The organism is Desulfurivibrio alkaliphilus AHT 2 (assembly GCF_000092205.1).
Taxonomy (GTDB): domain Bacteria; phylum Desulfobacterota; class Desulfobulbia; order Desulfobulbales; family Desulfurivibrionaceae; genus Desulfurivibrio; species Desulfurivibrio alkaliphilus.
Genome location: NC_014216.1, coordinates 1,750,853 through 1,773,830 on the forward strand (window position 1 = coordinate 1,750,853; position 22,978 = coordinate 1,773,830).

Sequence of the window (22,978 nt, forward strand, 5' to 3'; positions counted from 1 at the left end):
AAGATAGATGCTGTCACAATGCCCTCACTGCCATAAGCAACTGCAACTGACCGAGGCGCAACGGGATAAGGTAGCCCAGGCCCTGGCCGCCCTGCCTGAAGGCAAGACCCTGAAAATCGGTTGCCCCCTTTGCCACAACCCCATTCATTTGCGGCGCGACGGCAGCCTGGCCCACGAAGCCCGGCCGGAGAGCGGGGCCGAAAAAGCCGCCAGCCCTCCCGCCGCGTCTTCCGCGTCCGCCGATCTACCCGACAAGGCTCCCAAGCCGCCGGACATCAGCCTGCTGCAGCAGGTGGATGAAAGCAGCGCCGACGAGGCCATCAGGGATGTTCCCCTGGCCATGATTCTCATGGCCGAAGGCGATAAACGCCGGCGGGTGACGGAGGCTATGGAAGCCCAAGGTTACCAGGTGGAATTTCCGGAATCGGCCGCGGCGGCCATTGAGCGGATGAGGTTTGTCAGTTTTGCCGCCGTGGTCCTGCACAGCTACTTTGAGGGCGGCAAGCTGGGCGATTCAAGCTTTCACCAGCACATGCGCAAGATGCCCATGGCCGGCCGCCGGCAGCTGCTTTACGTGCTCATCGGGCCGGAATTTAACACCCTTTATGACCTGGAAGCCCTGACCCTTAGCGCCAACCTGACGGTCAACGAGCAGGATCTCGACCGGATCAAGCTGATCATCAAAAAGTCCCGCCACGATCACCGACAACTCTTCGGCCCGCTCCTGCAGGTAATGCAGGAGCATGGCAAAATCTAACGTAATCGTTCAGCAGCACCGCATCTTCGGGCGATCAGCCAGGCTTACGTACAGGGGGTACGCTGCACCTGGCTGCTTGCCCGAACCTGCGGCACTGCTGAACGATTACGGCCCGTTAAACCGGTAGGTTAGCACCCCTGCCAACCGAGCCCTTTTCTACCTGAGCGACAAACGGATGATATGCTGCTCCCGGCCGATCTGCAGGGCCAGCCGCAACTCTTCCACGGTGTCGGCTTCCGCCCCCGGTTCACCGGGAAAGAAGAGTACCCCATAGCCGATCTGATTAGGCCGAATAGGCCCGCTGGTCAGGGATTTCTCCGCCAGATCGCGGCGCACCCGGGCGCCGATATCGGCGTAACCCTCGGCGCCACCGGCCAGCACCCCGCCGGCCACCCCGATGGCCGCGCCTTTGCCGGCGGCGGAGCCGACATTTTCCCCGGTAACCAAGGCGAAAGCAGCCCCCACCACGGCCCCGGCAGCACCAAGCAACAAGGCCGGGCGACCGGCTTCCCGCATCGTCTCGCCCACCTCGACGTGCCCCTTGGCCCGGGCATGGGCCCGCTCCAGGGAAAGTACGGGCCAGGCCCGGTTTTCCTGATCAACCAGAAAGGTCTGGCCGGTATTGACCACCACCTCATCCCGGCTGTCGTTCTGAAAAGTCAACTGCACCGGCAGCAGCCCGGCCCGGCGGGCGTTAAAGCCAAAGGCCTCCTGGGCCTGCTTGGGGTCAACAAAGGCCACGGCACTGACCATCACCCCATTGATCTCCACCGCCCCCCGTTCGGGATCGGGCAGATCCAGCGGGGCCACCCGGTCACGGTAAGCGCAACCGCCCAGCACCAGCGAAAGCAACAGAACCAGCCCCAAAACCAAGACCCGGGCGCGGCGCCCGACAAAACAAGCGGACATAACCCCATCTCCTTATAATGAAGATCCTCCGGGGCGGCGGGCCTTGCCCAAACCGTCCCCGAAGACCACTGCTAACGAACACTGATGGCCACAAAACGGTGCTGGCCGCCACGATTAACCAACAGCAGCACCTCCCCCTTTTCCAGGGCGGCGGCCATCAGTTCAGCGTACTCGGTCAGGTTGCCGGCCGGCTGCTGATTGACCTCGACGATCACCTCGCCCCGGCGCAAACCGGCCCGCTGCGCCGGAGAGCCGGGCTCAACATGGGAGATCAACACCCCCACCTGCTCTTTGAGCCCCAGAGAACGGGCCACTTCTTCGGTCAGTTCCTGGACCCCCAGGCCCAGCTTTTCTTCGGCTTCACGGGTACGGGGCGCTGCGGGCTGATCATCTTCATCAAGTTTACCGATGGTGACCAGCAACTCTGTTTCCTGGCCCCGGCGAATCACCTTCACCGGCACCTCACTGCCCACCGGTGTCTGAGCCACCAGGGTGGGCACCATGCTCATCTGGGTGATCTCTTTACCGTCGTACTCGACAATCACGTCTCCAGGACGCATCCCGGCCTCGGCCGCCGGGCTCTCCGGGGAAACCTCCCCCACCAGGGCGCCGATGGGCCGGTCCAGCTGGAACTGGCGCGCCAGCTCGGGGGTTACATGCTGAATCAGCACCCCCAGCCAGCCCCGGGTCACGGTGCCGTGTTCCTGGATTTGACCGATGATATTCTTGGCCATATTCACCGGAATGGCAAAGCCGATGCCGATATTGCCGCCCCCCCGGGAGTAAATGGCGGTGTTTATCCCCACCATCTCGCCCTGCAGGTTGAACAGCGGGCCGCCGGAGTTGCCGGGATTGATGGAGGCATCGGTCTGAATAAAATTTTCATAGGGGCCACTGCCTAGAGACCGCCCCTTGCCGCTAACAATACCGGCGGTAACGGTCTGCTCGAAACCAAAGGGATTGCCGATGGCAATGACCCAGTCTCCCACCCGCAGGGCCTCGGAATCACCCATTGTTACTGCGGGCAACGGATTTCTGGGTTCGATTTTGAGCAGGGCCAGATCGGTTTTAGGATCCCGGCCCACCACTTCCGCGTCATACTCTTCGAAGTTGGTCAGCCTGATATTGATGGAGTCGGCGTTTTCCACGACATGGTTGTTGGTAACAATGTAACCATCAGGCGAAATAACCACCCCGGAGCCCAGGCTGGTACGCTGCATCTCTCGTGGGGGGGTGCCCCGGGGTGGAGTTCCCCCGGGAGGCCGGGAGTGGGGTGAGGGCAAGTCGAAAAAGCGCCGGAACAGTTCCGGCAGTTCCTCACCTTCGAAAAAGAATTGATGGGGGGAGCCGGGCGCCTGGACCGTCTGGGTGGTGTAGATATTGACCACCGACGGGCCGAGCTTTTCGGCCAGATCGGCAAAGGAAGGTGGCGGGGCCGCCCGGCCGGTGGCGGCGGCCAGCACCAGCAGAGCCGTAAGGGAGAACACAACAAACAGGCGGACCGCAGCCCCGCCCCGATGCATGGTAATTGAGCGGTTCATGGAATCTCCTTGCAAGCTTTTATGATTGTTGGCAAATGGATCAGGTTTCAATCTAATGGTTACCCGACGATTGTCAAGCCAGGCTGATTACAAAAAAGGGACCGCTGCGGTCGGGCAGGCCGAGCGGTCCCTGGAGAGCCCTTCGCCATGAAAGCGAAGGGGGAAAGGAAGAAACAGGCGCGTCCAACGCACCCGATTTTAAGACAGCAGCTCGGGCGACAATGTTCCTGGTTCCTGAAAAAAACGCACCACCGGACCTGGCGGAGTCTTACTCCGGCTGCCGGAAGCGAATGGCAACCTGGACCGACTCCCGGTCTCTGGCGAAGTCAGGCGAAAGCGCCGCCACCGGCGCAATGGCGGCGGATTTGCCGGCCAGCAACTCCCGCAAGCGGGGAAGTTCACAGGGCGGCAGTTCCAGCAGCATCATCTCCCGGCCGGGATAACCCACCCGCCATGAAGACTGGGAGTTGCATTCCGTCAGGAAGTTGTCCAGGTCGTCACTGCGGGTAACCTGAAAAACCACCAAGACATCGGGGCGCTGCATATTCAACCCCGGCAGCGGTGAGCGATGGGCCGGGATGGTGTCGTAGCTGAGGCCGGGAGCAAGCCCGGGGGACGCGGCGGGGGCCTGATAAGAGCGGGGAGACGTGGCGGCCAGGGTGGCATCGGGCAGCGGCACCCGGCGACTCTCTCCGGCCAGGCCGGCCACCTGGCCGACCTGCTGCCGGTCGCCGGCCAGCTTCTCTTCCTGGCCGGCAACCGGCGGCCAGGGAATCATGGAGTTTTTCACCAGTACCGCCAGCAGCATGGCCGTGGCCACGGTACCGGCGGCCGTGGGCACAGACACCGAGAAATCCTGCCGCTGCCACCAGTCCAGCAACCGGGTGAACCAACTCGCAGTGGCCTGCCGCTGCTCCACCGCGGCCAGAATCCCGGGCAACAGTTCCGGCGGCGCCGGCTGCGGCTCCAGATCGTGGAGCCGTTCCATGGTGGCCTGAAACAGGTGCCACTGACGACGACATTCGGGACAGGCCGCCAGGTGGCCATCAAAGGCCTCCTGTTCCGGGCCGGTTAACTCCTGGTCCAGGCGGGCAGTGTACAGCGCTGGCAGTTGGGCACATTCCACAACACAATCCATAGATAACCTCAGATGCTGTAACTGATTTTACTACAAAACTTTTTCCAGACGACTTTTCAGGGCCAGCCGGGCCCGGTTCAGCTTGGACTTCACGGTTCCCAGCGGAATGGCTAAAATATCGCCGATCTCGTCGTAGGTAAGCCCTTCAATATCCCGCAACAGGATGATCTCCTTTTCCGCCGGCGCCAATTCGGCAATGGCACGACGAACCAGCCGATCCTGGTCACGGCGGCCCAGCACCCCCTCCGGCGATTCCCCGTCGGTCAGGTGCAGGGGACGATCGGGATCATCCAACGAACTGCTGCGAAAAAAACCGCGGCGCTGCAAGCGCTTGTATCGATTGCGGCAATGATTAAGGGCCAACTGGTAAAGCCAGGCCCCGAACTTGGCCTCATCACGCAGACTGGCCAAAGAGCGATGCACGGTGATAAAGATATCCTGGGTCAGATCCTTGGCCTCTTCTTCATCCTTGACGTAGTTGAGGGCCAGGTTGTAGATCCTTCCCTGGTGTAACCGGACCAGGTCGGCAAAGGCTCGCTCATCGCCTTTTCGTAGGGCTCGAACCAGTTCCGCGCTTTCGTTTTCTTCCTGTTTTGGCATACGGAATAATAAAGGTTCGAGGTGCCTTCCGTAGTTACGGACAGCCGGTACCCCTCGAAAGTTCCCGCCGCCGCTCATTTTTTTAAAACTGGTACATGGTAGCCGCAGACCCGCCACAAAGCAAGTTATTCACGGCCCCCCGTCCAGCCCCAAGCGACTTTGACGTTGCCCGGGAGAAAAAGTACGGCAACGTTGCCAGCGATTAAGATACTGTGTTAACTTATCGCTTGGTTTCAAGTGCGGTGCTGCTGGGCGGTTACAAGATTACCAAGCGAGGTGGCCATGAGTCAGGAATTCGATATCGAAAAAATCATCCAGGATCTGAAAAAGATCATGCCTTTCAAAGATACCACCCAGGAAAGCGATATCGTGCTGATCATCGCCGACCAGCTGTTTTACGCGGTGGTCACCGACATCGCCCGGGACGACAGCCGGCGGGATGAGTGGTGGCATGTCACCTTTCAGCTGCTGACCATCCCCCCCCGGCAGGTAATCTGGACACTGCGGGAGGAACAGTTCACCGGCCAGGAGATCTTCACCATGGGCGGTGAAAAGCGATACATCAAGGCCATCTCCTGGCGCCCCGAAGATGGCACCCCGGCCGCCACTGAACCTGCCGCCACCGCTGCCAAGCCCGGCAAGAGTTCCCGCCGGCGCAAATCTCACCTGAAAGTCATCAAGTAACCGCCTCCTAACGGGAACCGCCACCATGGCCACCGAACGTGACCTGATCACCGCCATCGCGCGCCGCGCCGCCGCCTTCGCCCCGGCAGCTTCGCCCTCCGGCCTGCGGCAGGGTATCGGGGATGATTGCGCCATCTGGCAGCCGACCCCCGCCACGGACTCCCTGGTCACCACCGACACCCTGGTGGAGGGGGTGCATTTCGACCGCCGCTGGCACCCTCCTCGCCTGCTGGGGCGCAAGGCGGTGGCGGTTAACATGAGCGACATCGCCGCCATGGGCGGCACACCCCGTTATGCCCTGCTTTCGCTGGGCCTGGGCGAGGCGGAAAACCCCGCCTGGCTGGAGATGATGCTGGACGGCCTGGCCGAAGCGGTGGCCGCTTACGGAGCCGTGCTGATCGGCGGCGATACGGTAAAAAGCCCAGAACGGCTGCTATTAACGGTGACCATTATCGGGGAGAGCCCGGCCTCCCGGGCCTGCCTGCGTTCCGGCGGGCAGGCCGGCGACTCGATCTGGGTGGGCGGGCCCCTGGGACTGGCAGCCGGCGGTTTGGAGCTGTGCCGCCGGGATCTGGCCGCCGACCCCCAATGGCAGGAGGCGGTTCAAGCCCACCTTGACCCGCCGGCCCAGGTGGAACTGGGACGGCGGCTGGCGGCGGCGGGAGTGGTACACGCCATGATGGATCTTTCCGACGGCCTGGCCACCGACCTGGCTCATATCTGTGCGGCCAGCGGGGTCGGGGCCGAAGTGGAGGCGGAGTTGCTGCCGGTTCCCGACCTGCTGCACCGGGCCGCCGCCGTCTGCCAGGCCGACCCCCTCAACTGGGCCCTGTGCGGCGGCGAGGACTACCGCCTGCTGTTTACCGCCGATCCCGCCCGGGATGGAGCCATTGCCGAGCTGGGCCGCGACCTTGCCGACACCACCCTGACCCGCATCGGCCGCCTCACCGCCCCACCGCCCGGCGGCCCGGGGGTGCTTTTGCGAACCGCCGACGGCCAAAGCCGGGAAATCGGCTATGGCGGTTATGATCATTTTCGAACTGCCCCATGACCGAAGCCAATCCTTTTGCCCTGATCACCGAATTTACCCCCGCCGGCGACCAACCGAGAGCCATCGAGCTTTTAAGCCGGGGGGTCAACCAGGGAGCGACCCACCAGGTGCTGCTGGGGGTTACCGGCTCGGGCAAGACCTTTACCATGGCCCAGGTGATCGCCGAAACCGGGCGCCCGGCGCTGATTCTGGCCCCCAACAAGACCCTGGCGGCCCAGCTCTACTCCGAGTTCAAAGAGCTTTTCCCCCATAACGCGGTGGAGTATTTTGTCAGCTATTACGACTATTACCAGCCGGAGGCCTATATTCCCCAGAGCGATACCTATATCGAGAAAGACTCGGCCATCAACGACACCATCGACAAGATGCGCCACGGCGCCACCCGGGCCCTGCTCACCCGCCGGGACGTGATCATCGTGGCCTCGGTCTCCTGTATTTACGGCCTGGGCTCGCCGGAGGAATACCTGAACATGCACCTGGCCCTCAAGGTCGGCGAGGATTACCCGCCGGTGGAAATCCAGCGCCGCCTGGTGCATATGCTTTACGAACGCAACGACTACTCCTTTCATCGCGGCACCTTCCGGGTCCGGGGCGATGTGATCGAGATCTTCCCGGTGCATGAAGAAGAACAGGCCCTGCGGGTGGAGCTGTTCGGCGACACCATCGAGGCTATCCGGGTGGTGGACCCCCTGCGCGGGGTGGTCCATGCCGAACAGGACGAAGCCACGGTCTTTCCCGGCAGCCACTTTGTCACCTCCCGGGAGCGCCAGCAGCAGGCCGTTAAGACCATTAAGGCCGAGCTGAAGGAGCGCCTGCGGGAGTTGGAAAGTGCCGGCCGCCTGCTGGAGGCCCAGCGCCTGGAACAGCGCACCAACTTCGACCTGGAAATGCTGGCCGAGTTGGGCTACTGCCACGGCATTGAAAACTACAGCCGCCATTTCACCGGCCGCCCGCCCGGCGCGCCCCCCCCCACCCTGCTGGACTATTTCCCCGATGACTACCTGCTGCTGGTGGATGAATCCCACGTCAGCATCCCCCAGGTGCGGGGAATGTACCGGGGAGATCGCTCCCGCAAGGAAACCCTGGTGGAGTACGGCTTTCGCCTCCCTTCCGCCCTGGACAACCGCCCGCTGATGTTCGACGAATTCGCCGCCCGGACCAACCAGGCCATCTACGTCTCCGCCACCCCCGGCGACTATGAGTTGGAGATGGCCCAGGGACGGGTGGTGGAGCAGATCATCCGCCCCACCGGGTTGATGGACCCGGCCATCGAGGTACGCCCGGCCTCCGGCCAGGTGGACGACCTGTTGGCGGAAATCCGCCACCGGGCCGAGCGGAACGAGGCGGTCCTGGTGACCACGCTGACCAAGCGGATGGCCGAGGATCTGTGCGAATACTACGCCAATCTCGGGGTCCGGGTCCGCTATCTCCATGCCGACATCAAGACCCTGGAGCGGATGGAACTGCTCCGCGATCTACGCCGCCGCGAGTATGACGTGCTGGTGGGGATCAACCTGCTGCGGGAGGGGCTGGACCTGCCGGAGGTCTCTCTGGTGGCGGTGCTGGACGCCGACAAGGAGGGGTTCCTGCGCAGCGAACGCTCCCTGATCCAGACCTGCGGTCGGGCCGCCCGCAACGCCGATGGCCTGGTAATCCTCTACGGCGACCAGCTCAGCGAGGCCATGGCCCGCACCATCGCCGAAACCAATCGGCGGCGGGCCATCCAGGCGGAGTACAACCGGGAGCACGGCATCACCCCCGCCACCATCCGCTCGCGGATCAAGGACATCATGGCCAGCATCTATGAACAGGATTACGCCACCGTGGAGGTGCCGGAACAGGCTGTCGCCGAGGAGCAGCCGGTGTTCCGCAGCCGAGATGAGTTGCGCAAGGAGATCCGGCAATTGGAAAAGGCCATGCAGGAAGCGGCCAGGGAATTGGCCTTCGAGGATGCCGCCGAATTGCGGGATCGCATCAAGGTCCTGAAAGAGCAAGAACTTAACTGGTAGACGGAGTTACCCAAAAAACACCATGGCCATCAAAAACCCCCATTTGCACGCCCTGTTCCGCCGCCTGGCACCGCCTCTTTATCACCTGGTCAGCCGGGGCCTGTTTGCCTCCTGCCGAGTGCGGACCCAGGGCCTGGAACATTTGCAACATTGCCTGGCGCGGCAGCCTTTTATTTCCGCCTGCTGGCATTATGCGGTGTTTTTTCATCTTTACCAGGTCAAGCGCCAGCAGTTGGCCCTGGACCCCAAGGCCCGCTGGGTGCTGATGGTCTCCGCCAGCGATGACGCCGAACTGCTCAGCGGCGCTTTGCGGCTGATGAACGCTGAACTGGTGCGCGGCTCCCGCAACCGGGGTGGGGTGGCGGCCCTGAAGAGCATGATCAGCCAGGTAAAACAGGGGGCCAACGCCGGCATCATCGCCGACGGCTCCCAGGGTCCGGCCCGCATCGCCCAGGCCGGGGCGGTGCTGCTGGCCTCACGCACCGGCGCCCCGATTCTGCCTTCGGCCTGGGCCGCCGACCGTTGCTGGCGACTGCGCTCCTGGGACCGCACCATGATCCCCAAGCCCGGCGCCCGGATCAGCTATCACTACGGCCCGCCCCTGGAGGTCCCGGCCAACATCAAGAGTGAAGAAACGGAAAAATACCGCCACGAATTGGAAGTTCGCCTTAACGCTCTCTACCTTGAGGCCATGGCCGCCTGCGGGTAAGCGATCACGGGGCACCCCACCTTGCGGCGATCAGCCCGGCTTGCGTACTGAGGTACGCGGCGCCGGTCTGCTTGCCGCAATCTGGGGCACCCCGTGACCGCTTACTCCTTTACCCATGTTCCATGCCCGGCAGGCGCACCAGCTCGAACCAGTACCGCTCCAACCCTTTCAGGGCGGCATTAAACTCTTCCATCCCGGCAGGTTTGACGATATAGCCGGCGGCGCCGGCCTGGAAGCTGGCCTCGACATCTTGTGGGCTGTCCGAGGTGGTGAGAATCACCACCGGGATTGCCGCCAGGCCGGGGTCGGCCTTGAGTTCGGCCAGCAGTTCGCGGCCGTTCATCCGCGGCATGTTAAGGTCCAGCAGGATCAGGTGGGGGCGGGGGGCGGAGGCAAAACTCTCACCCTGGCGACGGAGGAAATCCAGGGCCACCAAACCATCTTTAACATGATGCAACCGGCAGGGCGCCTCGTTTTCTTCCAGCCCGAGTTGAACCAGGTGCGCATCCGCCGGCTCATCCTCCACCAGCAGGACATCAAAATATTTTGCACCGGCAAAATGTCTCATGGGGTCTTCAACCTCAACTGCTCGCCGCTTGGGTTCGGAGGTTCAACGCAACAGCGCCGGCGGCGTTGCCCACCGGCGGCGACATTGAATGTTCATCAGGCAGGATTGACAATATCTTATAAGCAGTTTTCCCACAACCCCGTTTTTACCATACCGGAAGGCATTAATTTATTATTATCTACCGACATGGAGCCAACCAAGCAGAGCACACGAGGAGAGCACACGAGAAGATGAGCAAGGCTGAAATCATCGATATTGAGCAGGCGGTCGATCGCCTGGAGCAGGAGGTTCCCAACTACCGGGTGCCGGTGGTCGATTTGATCGCCGTACAGAGCCAGGACCCATACAAGGTGCTGGTGGCAACCATTCTTTCGGCTCGCACCCGGGATGAAACCACCGCCGGGGCGGCAGCCCGGCTTTTCGCCCGGGCCCCGGACCTCGACACCCTGGCCCGGCTCAGCGAGGAAGAGCTGGCCAAACTAATCCGACCGGTGGGGTTTTTTCGTGCCAAGGCCGGTTATCTGGCCCGCCTGCCGGCGGCGCTGACGGCTAAATTCCGGGGTAAAATTCCCGCCACCGTGGAGGAACTGGTCCAGCTGCCGGGGGTGGGGCGCAAGACCGCCAACCTGGTGGTGGCGGTGGCCTTTGAACGGCCGGCGATCTGTGTTGACACCCATGTCCACCGGATCATGAACATCTGGGGTTACGTCAACACCACCACCCCCGAGGCCACGGAAAAGGCGTTGCGGGCCAAGCTGCCGCAACCTTACTGGCGCCGTATCAACTCTTTGCTGGTGGCCTTCGGCCAGGAAATCTGCCGCCCGGTGGGACCACACTGCGATCGCTGCCCGCTGGCCCAGCTCTGCCCCCGGCTGGGGGTCCGCCCCCGCAAGCCCCCGGCCCCGCGCCCCCCCATGTCCGCCGCCCCCGGCGGAACCTCCTTGCGGCTGGCCTCCTGGAACGTCAATGGGCTGCGGGCCATTGCCAAAAAAGGATTCGCCGAGCTGGCCGGAGAACTTGACGCCGACCTGCTGGCCATTCAGGAGATCAAGGCCCATCCGGACCAACTTCCCGCCGAGGCACGGGCGTTGCCGGGCTACCAGGCCTTCTGGCTGCCGGCCAAACGCAAAGGATATTCCGGAGTAGCGATCTACAGCCGGCTGGAGCCGCTCAAGGTGCTTTACGGGATGGGACAGGAAGAGAAGTACGAGCAGGAAGGCCGGGTGCTTACCATGGAATTTGCCGACTTTTTTCTGGTCAACGCCTATCTGCCCAACGCCCAGCCGGAGTTGGCCCGCCTGCCCTTCAAGCTGGATTTCTGTCGCCATTTTCAGCAGTTTTGCGAGAACCTGGCGACCCAAAAAAACGTCGTGGTCTGCGGGGACTTAAATGTCGCCCACCGGGAAATCGACCTGGCCCGGCCCCAGGAGAACCAGCAGAGCCCCGGCTTTTCCCCGGCGGAAAGGGCCTGGCTGGACGGCTTCCTGGCCAACGGCTTCACCGACACCTTTCGCCTGTTCAACCAGGAGGGAGGTAACTATACCTGGTGGAGTTATCGCGGCGGGGCCAGGCAGCGCAACGTGGGCTGGAGAATCGATTATTTCTGCATCGACAGCGCCGGTCGCCGGCGGGTGCGGGAGGCCGGCATCCGCCCGGAGATCATGGGCTCGGACCACTGCCCGGTAACCTTGACCCTGGGGTAAACAATTGTTGCGGCGAAGCGCCAACTAAAGGCGATCGTCGGCCGCTTTTGCCAGGGCCTCCCGTACCTCTTCACCCTCAAGCCAGCCCTGCAACGCCTCGGCCAACTGCTGCAGACCCCGGCGATGGGCGACCACCCCGCCAAAAGCGTCGGGGCTGGGCGCCTGCTGCCGGAAGGCAAACTTCCGCCGGCTTGCCGCCGTGCCGGCGGGGCTTATCAGTTCGGCCCTCACTTCCAGCAGGGTATGGCTGTCGGAGGCGGTCTGAAAGATTTGTACAAATTCATCCAGGGTCAACCGCAGCCGGCAGAGTTCCAGGCCGGCGGCCAGGGCTTGCGGTTCGGGCCATTCGGCGCCCTCCGGCCGGTCGCCCTCGGCGGTAAGTCGACCGTTGGCAAAGTAACGTTCCAGGCTGCGGGCGATCATTTCCCCCGGCTCCGCCACCCAGCGACTCTCCCGGTACTCGCGCCGCCGCAACTCACCATCGTCCCGGTAGGCCAGGCGATACTGCATGGTCCGGCTCCGCAGCCAGGAAGGAACCAGTACCTCCACCCGGGGACCGGCCTGGCCGACCCGCACCGTGTTGGCAAGAGGCTCATCCTGGGGCAAGGGCAAGCGCAACTCGTAATAGGCCGGGGCCGGCGGCGGCTCCGCCACCAGACCGCAGCCGCTTATCCACAGCAGAACCACCAGCAGCGACAACCAGACACGCATCGATTCCTCCCTGAGCTTTCTTATATTGCCCCGGTAACCGTTCAGCGGGCGCTCTCACCCGGGCCCGGCTCCGGTTCCGCCCAACCCCGCAGCAGAAGCTCCGGGTTAAGCTCAAGCTCTTCAAGCAGATAGTTCAAACGCCGCGAGCCGGCACCGATATCCTCCAGCATCCGGTCGATTTTAGGTAGGGTTTCGGCCTGCAAACGCTGCCCGGCTTGCCCCAGTTCGCGGCCAAGTTCGGACGCCGCCGTCTCCAGCCGGGCGCTCATCCCGTCCAGGGAGACCAGCAGGGTCCGCAGATCATCCACCGCCGGCAGCGCCTCGCCCCCCAGTTGCTCCAAATTTTCCAGCACCGCCGCCAGCCGTTGCTGGTTGTCCGGCCCGAGCAGCTCCTGCATCGCCTCCAGGGTGGCCGGTAAACCCTCGAGGCCCTGGTCGATACTCTCACCGGCGGAGGTCAGTTGCACCACCATCTCATCAAACCGCACCTGGTTCTCGGCACTGAGAAATTTCGCCAGATTATTGGACATCAGCTCAAGCCCCTGCATGGCCTCCAGGGCCGCCTCGGCGATCCTGGTAAGCATGCTGGGTTTCAACGGCAAACGGGGCGGGTACCCCGGCTCGGCCACCAGCGGCCGGGGGTCGGAACCATCATCCTCAAGCTGGACGTAGGCCACCCCGGTAACTCCCTGGGTGTCCAGAACCGCCACGGTCCCCCGGGTGACCGGGAGTTGATCGTCAATCCTGATCGTCACCAGAATTTGGCGGGGATCCTCCGCATCGAGCCGGATATCGGTAACCTTGCCCGCCGCGATCCCCCTGAACCTTACATCGGCGCCCACGTTGAGGTTGCCGATATTGCCCTCGGTGACCAGAATGTATTCGCCCGCCAGCTCACGCTCACCGGCAAACCACCAGATGGCCAGCACCATCGCCGTGCCCAGCACCAAAACGAAAATTCCCGCCGCCAGGGCATAACTGCGGTTTTCCATCACGCTACTCTTTCAGTCACTTTGAGGTTGGTAATCGTGCTGCAGCACCGTATCTTCGTAATCGTTCAGCAGCACCGCATCTTCGGTCCGTCACAAGGCCGTTGTCGTCGGCAGGCCAAAAAAACGCTCAACAAAGGGGTGCTGCAACTGCCTGGTTTCCTCCAGCGAGAGGGCGCTGATAATCCGCCGGTCGGCCAGCACCGCCACCCTGCCGGCCAGGGAACTCAAGGTGGCTACATCATGGGTAACCAGCACCACAGTGATCCCCAGCTGCCGCTGCAACCTCCTGATCAGCCGGACAAAGGCCACGCTACGATCGGGATCCAGACCGGAGGTGGGCTCATCCAGCAGCAGCAGTTCCGGCTCCAGGGCCAGGGCCCGGGCCAGCGCCACCCTTTTCACCATCCCTCCGGACAGCTCCGCCGGCATCAACAGGGCATGTTCCGGTTCCAACTCCACCATGGCCAGCTTGTAAGCCACCAGATCCCGGACCTCCTCTTCCCGCACCACCCCCAGTTCACGCAAGGGGAAAGCAATATTATCCCCCACACTGAGGGCGGAAAACAAGGCCCCATGCTGAAAAAGCACCCCGAACCGCCGCCGCCGGGCCTGGCGGGCCAGGTAGTCCCCGGCCCACAGCGGCTCGCCGAACAGGAAAACCTCCCCGGCCGCCGGCCGGTTCAGGCCGATGATATGGCGCAGCAGGGTGGTTTTGCCGCTGCCCGAACCTCCCACCAGCGCCACAATCTCATCGGCCCGGATTTCCAGGTCCACCCCGTCCAGTACCAGGTTGGCTCCGAAACGGCAAACCACTCCCCGCAACTCCACCACTTTGCTCGCCGCTGTGCCCTTCATTACAGGGGAACCCCGACGTTGCGCAGCATCACCGCAAACACCGCATCAACCAAAATCACCGTGGTGATGGCGGTAACCACCGAAGCCGTGGTGTGGGCCGCCAGGCTCTCGGTGTTGGGCCGGATACGCAGCCCGAAATGGCAGGCCACCAGCGCGATCAGCAGCCCGAACACGGCGCCTTTGCCAAGCCCGATGTAGAGGTTGGCAATGGGTACCACCTGCGGCAGTTTTTCCATGAAAAAGGCAAAACTGATTCCCAGTTGCATATTGGCCGACAACATGCCCCCCAGCAGGGCCACCGCCGAGGTCCACAGCACCAGCAACGGCATTACCAGGGTAAGGGCCAGCACCTTGGGCAACACCAGGCGAATGGTGCGGGAAATCCCCATGGCCGCCAAGGCGTCGATCTCTTCGGTAACTCGCATGACGCCAAGTTGGGCGGTCATGGCCGAGCCGGAACGACCGGCCACCAGGATCGCCACCAGCACCGGCCCCAGCTCACGTATAATCCCCAGGCCGAGGATGTCGATCAGATAGACCTCCACCCCAAAGGCCTCCAACTGCATGGCCGACAGGTAGGAGAGTACCACCCCGATGAGAAAGCCCACCAGCGCCGCCACCGGCATGGCCTTAACCCCAACCTTATACATGTTGGCGGAAAGCTCACGCAAAGGCCACTGGCGGGGATGGCGCACAAGGAAAAGCAGATCCAGCAGCAACTGCCCCAGCAGGGTAACCAGGTCGCGGGCATGGCCAAGGAAGGTGAACAGCATCGACCCCAGCAAAACCAGGGCCTCCAGCAGGGTAAAGCGGTGCGGCCGGGGCAGGGGCCTGCCGCTGTGGGCCGCCACCGCCGCAATCACCCCCCGCAGTTCATCATTAATCTCCAGGTTTTTGGGCCAGCTTCGCCCCCAGTGCTGCCAGAGCAACATGGCGCCGAAGCTGTCCAGTCGCTCCACCTCGCGCAGGGACCATGATGCACCGGCCGGTGTCGCTTGCAATTGCGGCCGGATTGCCGCCAGATGACGGGCCAGTTCCCCCAGGGTCCAGCTACCCGCCAGTTGTCGGCCGTCACGGGCATCGATTTGCAGGCGGGGACGGGCCATGGGGGTCAACCATTCCGGTCCAGCACCTGCCGGACCTTGGTCAGCAGGTCGTTGATGGACATGGGCTTGCAGAGCAGGGGGGTCTGCCGGTCCAGGGAAACCTTCCGCCGCAGCAAATCGGGGGCATAACCGCTGGCAAAAAGGCAGCGCACCCCGGGGGCCTGGGCAGCAATGGCGTCGTAGGCCTCCTTACCGTTTAGCCGGGGCATGATCAGGTCAAAGAGCAGCAAATCGATCTCGTCGCGGTGCTGCTGGAATTTGGCCACCGCATCTTCACCATCCACCGCCTCGATCACCCGGTAGTTAAACTTTTCGAGCACCGAGCGGGTCATTTGCCGGATAGCGGCATCATCTTCGGCCACCAAAATGGTCTCTCCGGCCCCCTTGAGGACAAGCTCGGGCGTCCGGGCGCCGGTTGCCCCCCGGCTCTGCCGGCCACCACCCACCAGCAAGGGCAGATAAATCCGGAAGGTGGTGCCTTTGTCGGGCTCACTGTACATCTGAATATACCCCTCATGCTGCTGCACGATACCGTAGGCCACCGCCAGGCCCAAACCGGTCCCCTGCCCCACCTCCTTGGTGGTAAAAAAGGGCTCGAAAACCCGGCGACTGGTCTCGGGGCTCATCCCCTGACCGCTGTCGGAGACACTCAGCCGGGCATAAACCCCCGGCTTACCGTAACCATGTTCGGCAACAAAGTCGGCATCCAGTTCGATCAGGCTGGTGGCCAGGCTGAAAATGCCTCCGGTGGGCATGGCATCCCGAGCGTTGGTGGCCAGGTTCAGCAGCACCTGTTCCAGTTGATGGGCATCGGCCAGCACCGGCAGGGCATCCCGGCAGCACTCCACCCGCAACTCGATATCCTCGCCGATCATGCGCTGCAGGAACCTCTCCACTTGCACCACGACCTCATTGAGATCCACCGGCTTACGCTCGCTGCTCTGCTTGCGGCTGAACAGGAGCAAACCCTGGGTCAGGTGGGCCCCCCGTTTGGACGCCGCCATGATCTGCTCCAGGTTGCCCCGCAGGGCCTCATCGGCGCTGGGGCTGAGCTGGCTGATCTGGCAGTAGCCGATGATGGCGGTGAGGAGATTGTTGAAATCATGGGCAATACCCCCGGCCAGGGTGCCCACCGACTCCATTTTCTGGGCCTGGCGCAGTTGCTCTTCCAGCTTGCGCTGTTCGGTGATATCGCGGGCGGAAGAGAGGGAGCCGGTCACCCGGCCCTGGTCATCTTTGAGCACCCGGGACCACCAGGCCAGCAGCCGGGCCTTGCCGTCACGGCGCCGCTGCAGGTTCTCTCGGTAGATCACCTCATCGCCGCCCGGCTGAGGATAGATCGTCTCGGCGGCGGACTCTTCCCCGACCCAGAAGTCGGCCGCCGCGCGCCCCAGCAGGTCTTCGCCAAAAAAGTCAAAACCGGCGGAATTAGCCCAGGTGTATTCCTGGTTGGAGTCAACCTGGACGATGATATCCGGCACCGCCGCCAGCAGGGCCTGCAGGCGCTGCTGGGAGGCCACCAGCCGGGCTTCCAGTTGGGCCCGGACCCGTGCGTGGCGGATGGCCCGCAACAGATCGTCGCCGCTGACCCGGCCTTTGACCAGGTAATCCTGGGCCCCGGCCTCCAGGGTACTCAGGGCGAATTCGTCATCGGCATGACCGGTGAGCACCACGATGGGGACAGTGGGCATCAGGGCGTGCACGGCCCGCACCGTCTCCAGGCCGCTGGAGTCGGGCAGGGTCAAGTCCAGCAGGATCAGCTCCGGCATCAACCGGGTCAGGTAAGCTTTGGTCGCCGCCAGACTGTCGGCCACCTCCAGATTATAGCGCTTGGGGGCTGCTTCGGCCAGCAAGTGCTTGATCAGCGCGGCATCACCCGGCTCGTCTTCCACCAGCAGAATATGGCACTTATTTGCATCGCTCATCGCGTCCGCCTTTGGCCTTAGATCGCGGTACCGGGTAACCGCTCACATAGCTTATTCCGGGCCTAACTATATGCCAAGGAATAAGTGGTCAGTTGCTGCCCAGGGAATCGGTCAGCCGCCGCAAGGCGGCGGGCAGATCGGCCGCGGCCGGCAACCGCAGGGTGGCGTGCCCCACCTTGCGACCCGGGGCTGCCGATTTGCCGTAGGCATGCAAGTGCAGCCCGGGGTGCTGCAACAGCTCGGCTGCCTTCGGCAATTCGCCGATAAAATTGAGCATCGCCGCCTGCCCTACCGGTTCCGTTGACCCCAGAGGCCAGCCGAGGATAGCCCGCAGATGATTGGCAAACTGACTGGTTTCCGTCCCTTCGATGGTCCAGTGGCCGGAGTTGTGAACCCGGGGTGCGATTTCGTTGGCCACCAGGCCCGTATCGGTCTGAAAAAATTCAAAGGCCATTACCCCGACATAATCAAAATGCTCCATAATCCGGCGGCTGTAATCCTCGGCCTGGGCCTGCAGAGGATCGCCGGGCCGGGCCAGGGAAAGATGGAGAATACCCTCCCGGTGGGTGTTTTCCGCCAACGGGTAGAAGACCATCTCGCCGTCGCGCCCCCGCACCGCCACCTGGGAAACCTCGCGCTCAAAAGGCACAAAGGACTCCAGGATCAGTGCGCTTCCCCCCAGGCTATCCCAGGCCGCCGCCAAATCGGCCTCTTGGCGCAGCACCACCTGCCCTTTGCCGTCATAGCCCAGCCGCCTGGTTTTCAGCACCGCCGGCAAACCCAGCTCGGCCGCCGCTTCCTGCAACTCCTGCTTGGCAGACACCGGCCGGTAAGCGGGAGTGGGAATGGCCAGTTGCTGAAAGCACTCCTTTTCCCGCAGGCGGTCCTGGGCCGTCTCCAGCACCGCCGGCCGAGGGAAAACCTCCACCCGGCCAGCCAGAAACTCCAGGGCATCCACCGGCACGTTTTCAAATTCGAAGGTAACCAAGTCCACCTTTTGGGCCAGTTCCGCCAAGGCCTGCCGGTCGTCGAAGGACGCCACCGTTAAGGGTGCCACCTGGCCGCCGCAGGCGGCCGGGTTGGGATCCAGCATGGCAAACTGCAACCCCAGCGGATAGCCGGCCAGCGCCAGCATCCGGCCCAACTGCCCGGCGCCGATAATCCCTACTTTGCCCGTTTCGACACGCTCGCTCTTCATCAAGCGTCGCCCCCCACCGGCAGGCGCGGATCGGGATCGGCCAGCACCGTAGCCGTTTGCTGCCGGCGAAACCTCTCCAGGGCGGCCGATACCGCCTCGTACTTGTTGGCCAGAATGGCGGCGGCGAGCAGGGCGGCGTTTTTGGCCCCGGCCGGACCAATGGCCAGGGTGCCCACCGGGATCCCGCCCGGCATCTGGACGATGGAGAGCAAAGAGTCCAGCCCGTTCAAGCTACGGGACTGGACCGGCACACCCAGCACCGGCAAGGAGGTGCGGGCCGCCACCATGCCGGGCAAATGCGCCGCCCCGCCGGCCCCGGCAATAATTACCTCCAGGCCGCGCTCTTTAGCCCCGGCGGCATATTCAAACAACAACTCCGGGGTGCGGTGGGCGGATACCACCCGGACTTCATGGGCAACCCCCAGCTCCTCCAGGGTTTCCGTCGCATGACGCATGGTCTCCCAATCGCTGCGGGAGCCCATGATTACTCCAACCAGAAATTTTTCCATCGACTGACTCTTTTTTAGGGTTAAATCTTGCGCCACGCTCCGGCGCCGGCAAACCTGCTGAAATTATATTAAATTTATCTTTTTTGGGAAAGTTAATATATACAAAGCAGCAAACTACGTTTATTATCTGTTAACAGCCAGGCGTCAGAGCCGCCAGGTTGCCCGCCCCGGCAGTCCGGCCTTACCCCCAGTAACTTATTAAAAAAACTTTGTTTTTGCTGCGCCCAAAACTATGCGTAACTCCTCTTCCGCCACCAACCACTCCAGGCTGCAAAAACTCTTGTCCGGCAACGGCAGCGCCACTGGTTTCCGCTGGTTCGTCCTGGTGCTGCTGCCGGTCCTGCTGCTGTTGGCGCTGGCCGGGCAACGGGCCATTGCCGGTTGGGATCGAGCCGCCCTGAACCTGGGCTTTCTCGCCCTGCTGGCCGTGCTGGGCCTGCTGTTTCTGCTGCTGGCTTACATTCGCCAAACCCAGCTTACCCGGTTGCGCGCCACCCAGCAGAACATGGTCTTCGGCCTGGCCAACCTGGCGGAAATGCGAGATCCCGACACCGGCAAGCACCTGGAACGCACCCGGGGTTACGGGGTGATCCTGGCCGACACCCTGCGCCGGCAACCAAAATTTCGCCGGCTGATCGACGATAAGTTTATCGCCAATCTTTACGATGCCGCCCCCCTGCATGATCTGGGCAAGGTCGGGGTTCCCGACCGTGTTCTGCTGAAACCCGGCCGCCTGGACCAGGAAGAGTTTGCCGTGATCCAAAGCCATGCCACCACCGGGGCCCGCATTTTGGAGCGACTGATCGAAAAAATCGACGAACCGGTCCCCTTTCTGCTCATGAGCCACAAGATCGCCCTGCACCACCACGAAAAATACAACGGTTCCGGTTACCCGGCAGGGCTGGCCGGCGAGGACATTCCCCTGGAGGCAAGAATCTACGCCCTGGGCGATGCCTACGATGCCATTCGGGCCAAGCGCCCCTACAAGGCGCCGGTGACCCACCTGGAAACCGTGCAGCGTATTTATGCCTCCCGGGGTACCCACTTCGACCCGGACATCGTAAACGCCTTCCTGGACTGCGAAGAGCATTTCATGGAGCTGTTTGATTCCTACCAGGTTTATGACGATGTCTACCTGCACCGTGCCAAAGCCGATGCCCAGGAGGGAGGCGGCATTGAGCCGGCGGTGGTCTGGAGTCGCGAATTTGAGTTGGGGTTGGACATCATCGACCGGCAGCACCGGGAGTTGATCGAGCGGATCAACTCCTTACTGAACGCCGTCCGCCAGGGCAAGGGCCGGGAGGAGAGCATGACCTTGCTGCGTTTTCTGCAGGAATACGTGATCGAGCATTTCCGGTCCGAGGAAATTTACATGCGCCACATGGGCTACCAGGATTACGAGACCCACAAGGAAATGCACGATACTTTCGTGGCCGATCTGCACGACCTGACGGCGGAAGTGGAGAAAACCGGCATCACCTCCGAGCACGTGGTGCAAATCAATAAACGGGTAATCAACTGGGTGGTGGCCCACATTTTTCTGGTGGACAAAAACCTGCGGGATTGCCGCCGACCCACCGAGCAATAAAAAAAGCCGGCCCGTGGCGCTGCTGCCCCGAACCGGCTTTCTCCCTTAACAGCCCGTCTCACCCCCCAGCGGCATCGCCGGCGAGCAAACCCTGGCCGCCTCAGTTCAACTCTTTCATAATCGCCTCGGTCACCTCACCGATGGAGGGCCGGCCGTCCACCGAGATCACCTTGGTGCCGCCGCCGATTTGCTTGAAAAAATTAACCGCGGCCATGGTGCCGGTATTATCGTCGTAATAAATATCGTGCCGCTTGTCGATGGCCTCGTCATCCTGGTCGTCGGGGCGGGTCTTGAGCTCGCCGCCGCAGACCCGGCAAACCAGCTTGCCGTCTTTTTCCACCGGCTTGATGGCATCGAAGGCGATGTGGTTGGGGTGGTTGTTGTCATTGACGCAAAGCCGCCGGCCGGTGATCCGCAGCTTGGCCACATCGCGGGGCAACACGATCTCGACCACGTAATCAAGCTTCATACCGGCATCGGCCAAGGCCTTGGCCAGGGTTTCCGCCTGCACCTTGTTGCGGGGAAAACCGTCGAGAATCCACCCCTGCTTGCAGTCATCCTCCTGCAGGCGGTTGAGGATCATGGGAATGGTGATATCATCGGGGACCAGGTCGCCGCGATCGATGTACTCCTTGGCCTTATTACCCAGTTCGGTGCCGCCGCCGATGTTCTGGCGGAAGATGGCTCCCGATTCGATGTGGGGCATCCCGTATTTTTTCTGTACAATGGCGCCCTGGGTGCCCTTGCCGCTGCCGTTGGGTCCGAAAACCAGAATGTTCATCGACTCACTCCTTTTGCGTGTTTTTTGAAAGAAAAACGGAAGGTCCGTGGTAACCGTTCACCAAGGGTACTAAACTGTCGGTCTAACGTGCCGTAAGCGTTCAGCAGTGCCGCATCTTCGGGCAAGCAGCCAGGCGCAGCGTACCCCCTGTACGTAAGCCTGGCTGATCGCCCGAAGATGCGGTGCTGCTGAACGCTTACGGTCCGTGTTCGCTGCGAGTGGGCAGAAATCACCGCGAACTATAAACCACGCCGGAGTGAATGCCAAACAAAAACTGCGAAAAAATGAATACCGCCTCAGCCGGCGCAACTCCGCCGGAATTCGGCGATTAAAAGCTTGCGGGCGGCGGAATCCAAACGAAAATAAAAGGGGCTGAGCATCAGAATTTTTATCGCTTCCCGGGTTGTCATGGCGCCCTCCCTGACTTAAGAGTTCCACGGTAAGTCCATGCCTGACTTATCGGCCGGCAACCCGGAAGCTCTTTAAAGATTAAAGCACCTGCCGGCGCCCGGAAAGCGAAAACAAGGAGAACAGCATGAGCAAAACCACCATTCACTGCCCAAGTTGCGGTCACGCCTGGCAAATCTGGCACAACCCTCGCCCCACGGTGGACATCATCATTGAAACCGGGGAGGGCATCGTGCTGATCAAACGCCGCAACCCCCCGCAGGGCTGGGCCCTGCCGGGGGGCTTTGTCGACTACGGAGAAAGTCTGGAAACGGCGGCAATCCGGGAAGCCCGCGAGGAAACCGGGTTGACGGTACGGCTACGGGAACAACTGCATACCTACTCCGATCCCCGCCGGGATGCCAGGGGGCACACCATCAGCACGGTGTACCGGGCCGAGGCCACCGGCGGCACCCTGCGGGCCGGCGACGACGCCGCCAGGGCCGAGATTTTTCCGCTAACCCGGCTGCCGGAGCTGGTTTTTGATCATGATCGCATGGTGGCCGACTACCTGGAGCGCCACCGGCGCCAAGGGTACTAACCTTCTGGCTGAACAAACCGTAACCGAACAGCCCGGGTCAATCAAAAGGGGTAGCTCAACAACTCCTCGTGAGACAGCAGTTCACCACCTCCGGCGGCGGCAACAAACTTTTGCGCCCCGTCCCGAGAGGCAAAGGCCAGCGGCCGCGATTCCCCGGGCGCGGCCACCACATAATAGGCCTCCGTCATCAGGACCTCATCCCCGGAATGGTAGTCAAAAACCTTGGCGGTGAACTGGAAGGTGGAGAGTTCGGTGGCGCAGAGTTGGGTGGTGCGCCAGTAAACGGCGCAGGCAATATCCGGATAGACCCTGATCCCGTAAATGTCGGCCACCACCGAATATTTGCGCTCCTCACCGCTGATCGGCGCCGCCAGCTGGCGACAGTCGGCCGTTTCGGCAACACTGAACAACGGCCAACCCGCAACCAGCAGCCATAAGGCTGCCAGCAACATCACTTTAAACTTCTGCATAAACAAATCCTCCCTCTGGTTAACCCGTGCCTGCCGGCTCCAAACCGCCGACTCATCCAATCTTGCGCAACACTTTCCTGGGCGCCGGGCCAGGCCTGCGGTTACCCTGCAAGCCTGGCCAGGACGTGTCAATCAAAGTAAATTTTATAACCACGGCGGAAGGAAGGCAAGGCAAAAGTGCCACAT

General features: G+C 62.4%; 22 protein-coding genes. 8 read left to right on the forward strand and 14 right to left on the reverse strand.

What is annotated here, in order from left to right:
* Window positions 1-7: 7 nt before the first annotated feature.
* A complete protein-coding gene (locus tag DAAHT2_RS07635; RefSeq protein ID WP_013163715.1) occupies window positions 8-757 on the forward strand; it encodes a hypothetical protein in 750 nt (249 codons plus the stop codon).
* 156 nt (window positions 758-913) lie between these two features.
* On the opposite strand, the gene DAAHT2_RS07640 is transcribed toward DAAHT2_RS07635, so the two are convergent.
* The 4 genes from DAAHT2_RS07640 to DAAHT2_RS07655 all read right to left on the reverse strand — a co-directional run bounded on the left by DAAHT2_RS07640 (window position 914) and on the right by DAAHT2_RS07655 (window position 4,945).
* Window positions 914-1,666, reverse strand: coding sequence for a hypothetical protein (locus DAAHT2_RS07640; RefSeq protein WP_013163716.1), 753 nt, complete (start codon window positions 1,664-1,666; stop codon window positions 914-916).
* A 71-nt stretch (window positions 1,667-1,737) separates the two neighbouring features.
* Window positions 1,738-3,207 carry a DegQ family serine endoprotease gene (locus DAAHT2_RS07645; protein WP_013163717.1) on the reverse strand — a complete coding sequence of 490 codons (1,470 nt, stop codon included), beginning with the start codon at window positions 3,205-3,207 and terminating at the stop codon, window positions 1,738-1,740.
* A gap of 268 nt (window positions 3,208-3,475) precedes the next feature.
* Window positions 3,476-4,333 (reverse strand): zf-HC2 domain-containing protein, encoded by an 858-nt coding sequence (locus tag DAAHT2_RS07650; RefSeq protein WP_157861442.1) that lies wholly within the window; start codon window positions 4,331-4,333, stop codon window positions 3,476-3,478.
* 42 nt (window positions 4,334-4,375) lie between these two features.
* Window positions 4,376-4,945: an RNA polymerase sigma factor gene (locus DAAHT2_RS07655; protein WP_013163719.1), complete on the reverse strand. Its 570-nt coding sequence runs from the start codon at window positions 4,943-4,945 to the stop codon at window positions 4,376-4,378.
* Window positions 4,946-5,227: 282 nt separating this feature from the next.
* On the opposite strand from DAAHT2_RS07655, the gene DAAHT2_RS07660 reads away from it, so the two are divergent.
* The 4 genes from DAAHT2_RS07660 to DAAHT2_RS07675 are packed head-to-tail and all read left to right on the forward strand — an operon-like array spanning window position 5,228 to window position 9,398.
* On the forward strand, window positions 5,228-5,629 hold the full coding sequence (locus DAAHT2_RS07660) for a hypothetical protein (RefSeq protein ID WP_013163720.1): 402 nt from the start codon (window positions 5,228-5,230) through the stop codon (window positions 5,627-5,629).
* 25 nt (window positions 5,630-5,654) lie between these two features.
* Window positions 5,655-6,680: a thiamine-phosphate kinase gene (gene thiL, locus DAAHT2_RS07665; RefSeq protein ID WP_013163721.1), complete on the forward strand. Its 1,026-nt coding sequence runs from the start codon at window positions 5,655-5,657 to the stop codon at window positions 6,678-6,680.
* On the forward strand, window positions 6,677-8,689 hold the full coding sequence (uvrB, locus tag DAAHT2_RS07670; RefSeq protein WP_013163722.1) for an excinuclease ABC subunit UvrB: 2,013 nt from the start codon (window positions 6,677-6,679) through the stop codon (window positions 8,687-8,689). Before thiL ends, uvrB begins: the two co-directional genes overlap by 4 nt.
* A gap of 22 nt (window positions 8,690-8,711) precedes the next feature.
* Window positions 8,712-9,398, forward strand: a complete 687-nt coding sequence (locus tag DAAHT2_RS07675) for a lysophospholipid acyltransferase family protein (RefSeq protein WP_013163723.1) — start codon at window positions 8,712-8,714, stop codon at window positions 9,396-9,398.
* A 109-nt stretch (window positions 9,399-9,507) separates the two neighbouring features.
* Here DAAHT2_RS07675 and DAAHT2_RS07680 read toward each other — a convergent pair whose 3' ends face one another.
* Complete coding sequence (locus DAAHT2_RS07680) at window positions 9,508-9,966, reverse strand: response regulator (protein WP_013163724.1); 459 nt, start codon at window positions 9,964-9,966, stop codon at window positions 9,508-9,510.
* Between the two features lie 230 nt (window positions 9,967-10,196).
* Between DAAHT2_RS07680 and DAAHT2_RS13890 the strand changes: the two genes are divergently transcribed.
* Window positions 10,197-11,669, forward strand: coding sequence for an exodeoxyribonuclease III (locus tag DAAHT2_RS13890; RefSeq protein WP_013163725.1), 1,473 nt, complete (start codon window positions 10,197-10,199; stop codon window positions 11,667-11,669).
* Between the two features lie 24 nt (window positions 11,670-11,693).
* On the opposite strand, the gene DAAHT2_RS13895 is transcribed toward DAAHT2_RS13890, so the two are convergent.
* The 7 genes from DAAHT2_RS13895 to purE form a co-directional block, all read right to left on the reverse strand.
* Window positions 11,694-12,380 carry an ABC-type transport auxiliary lipoprotein family protein gene (locus DAAHT2_RS13895; protein ID WP_013163726.1) on the reverse strand — a complete coding sequence of 229 codons (687 nt, stop codon included), beginning with the start codon at window positions 12,378-12,380 and terminating at the stop codon, window positions 11,694-11,696.
* Between the two features lie 41 nt (window positions 12,381-12,421).
* A complete protein-coding gene (locus DAAHT2_RS07700; protein ID WP_013163727.1) occupies window positions 12,422-13,372 on the reverse strand; it encodes an MlaD family protein in 951 nt (316 codons plus the stop codon).
* Window positions 13,373-13,462: 90 nt separating this feature from the next.
* The gene (locus DAAHT2_RS07705) at window positions 13,463-14,227 is read right to left on the reverse strand and encodes an ABC transporter ATP-binding protein (protein ID WP_013163728.1); all 765 of its coding nucleotides are present in this window, start codon (window positions 14,225-14,227) and stop codon (window positions 13,463-13,465) included.
* Complete coding sequence (locus DAAHT2_RS07710; RefSeq protein ID WP_013163729.1) at window positions 14,227-15,333, reverse strand: MlaE family ABC transporter permease; 1,107 nt, start codon at window positions 15,331-15,333, stop codon at window positions 14,227-14,229. Before DAAHT2_RS07710 ends, DAAHT2_RS07705 begins: the two co-directional genes overlap by 1 nt.
* A 5-nt stretch (window positions 15,334-15,338) precedes the next feature.
* Complete coding sequence (locus tag DAAHT2_RS07715) at window positions 15,339-17,258, reverse strand: hybrid sensor histidine kinase/response regulator (protein ID WP_013163730.1); 1,920 nt, start codon at window positions 17,256-17,258, stop codon at window positions 15,339-15,341.
* Between the two features lie 88 nt (window positions 17,259-17,346).
* Entirely contained in the window at window positions 17,347-18,456 is a 1,110-nt protein-coding gene (locus DAAHT2_RS07720) for a 5-(carboxyamino)imidazole ribonucleotide synthase (RefSeq protein WP_013163731.1), read from the reverse strand.
* Entirely contained in the window at window positions 18,456-18,965 is a 510-nt protein-coding gene (gene purE, locus DAAHT2_RS07725; protein ID WP_013163732.1) for a 5-(carboxyamino)imidazole ribonucleotide mutase, read from the reverse strand. The genes DAAHT2_RS07720 and purE overlap by 1 nt, the downstream gene beginning before the upstream one ends.
* A 232-nt stretch (window positions 18,966-19,197) precedes the next feature.
* Here purE and DAAHT2_RS13900 point away from each other — a divergent pair, with 232 nt between their 5' ends.
* Window positions 19,198-20,553: a bacteriohemerythrin gene (locus DAAHT2_RS13900; protein WP_013163733.1), complete on the forward strand. Its 1,356-nt coding sequence runs from the start codon at window positions 19,198-19,200 to the stop codon at window positions 20,551-20,553.
* A 100-nt stretch (window positions 20,554-20,653) separates the two neighbouring features.
* On the opposite strand, the gene DAAHT2_RS07735 is transcribed toward DAAHT2_RS13900, so the two are convergent.
* Complete coding sequence (locus DAAHT2_RS07735) at window positions 20,654-21,334, reverse strand: adenylate kinase (protein WP_013163734.1); 681 nt, start codon at window positions 21,332-21,334, stop codon at window positions 20,654-20,656.
* 535 nt (window positions 21,335-21,869) lie between these two features.
* Here DAAHT2_RS07735 and DAAHT2_RS07740 point away from each other — a divergent pair.
* Entirely contained in the window at window positions 21,870-22,322 is a 453-nt protein-coding gene (locus DAAHT2_RS07740) for an NUDIX domain-containing protein (RefSeq protein WP_013163736.1), read from the forward strand.
* A gap of 41 nt (window positions 22,323-22,363) precedes the next feature.
* Here DAAHT2_RS07740 and DAAHT2_RS07745 read toward each other — a convergent pair whose 3' ends face one another.
* Complete coding sequence (locus DAAHT2_RS07745) at window positions 22,364-22,792, reverse strand: hypothetical protein (protein ID WP_013163737.1); 429 nt, start codon at window positions 22,790-22,792, stop codon at window positions 22,364-22,366.
* Between the last annotated feature and the right edge of the window lie 186 nt (window positions 22,793-22,978).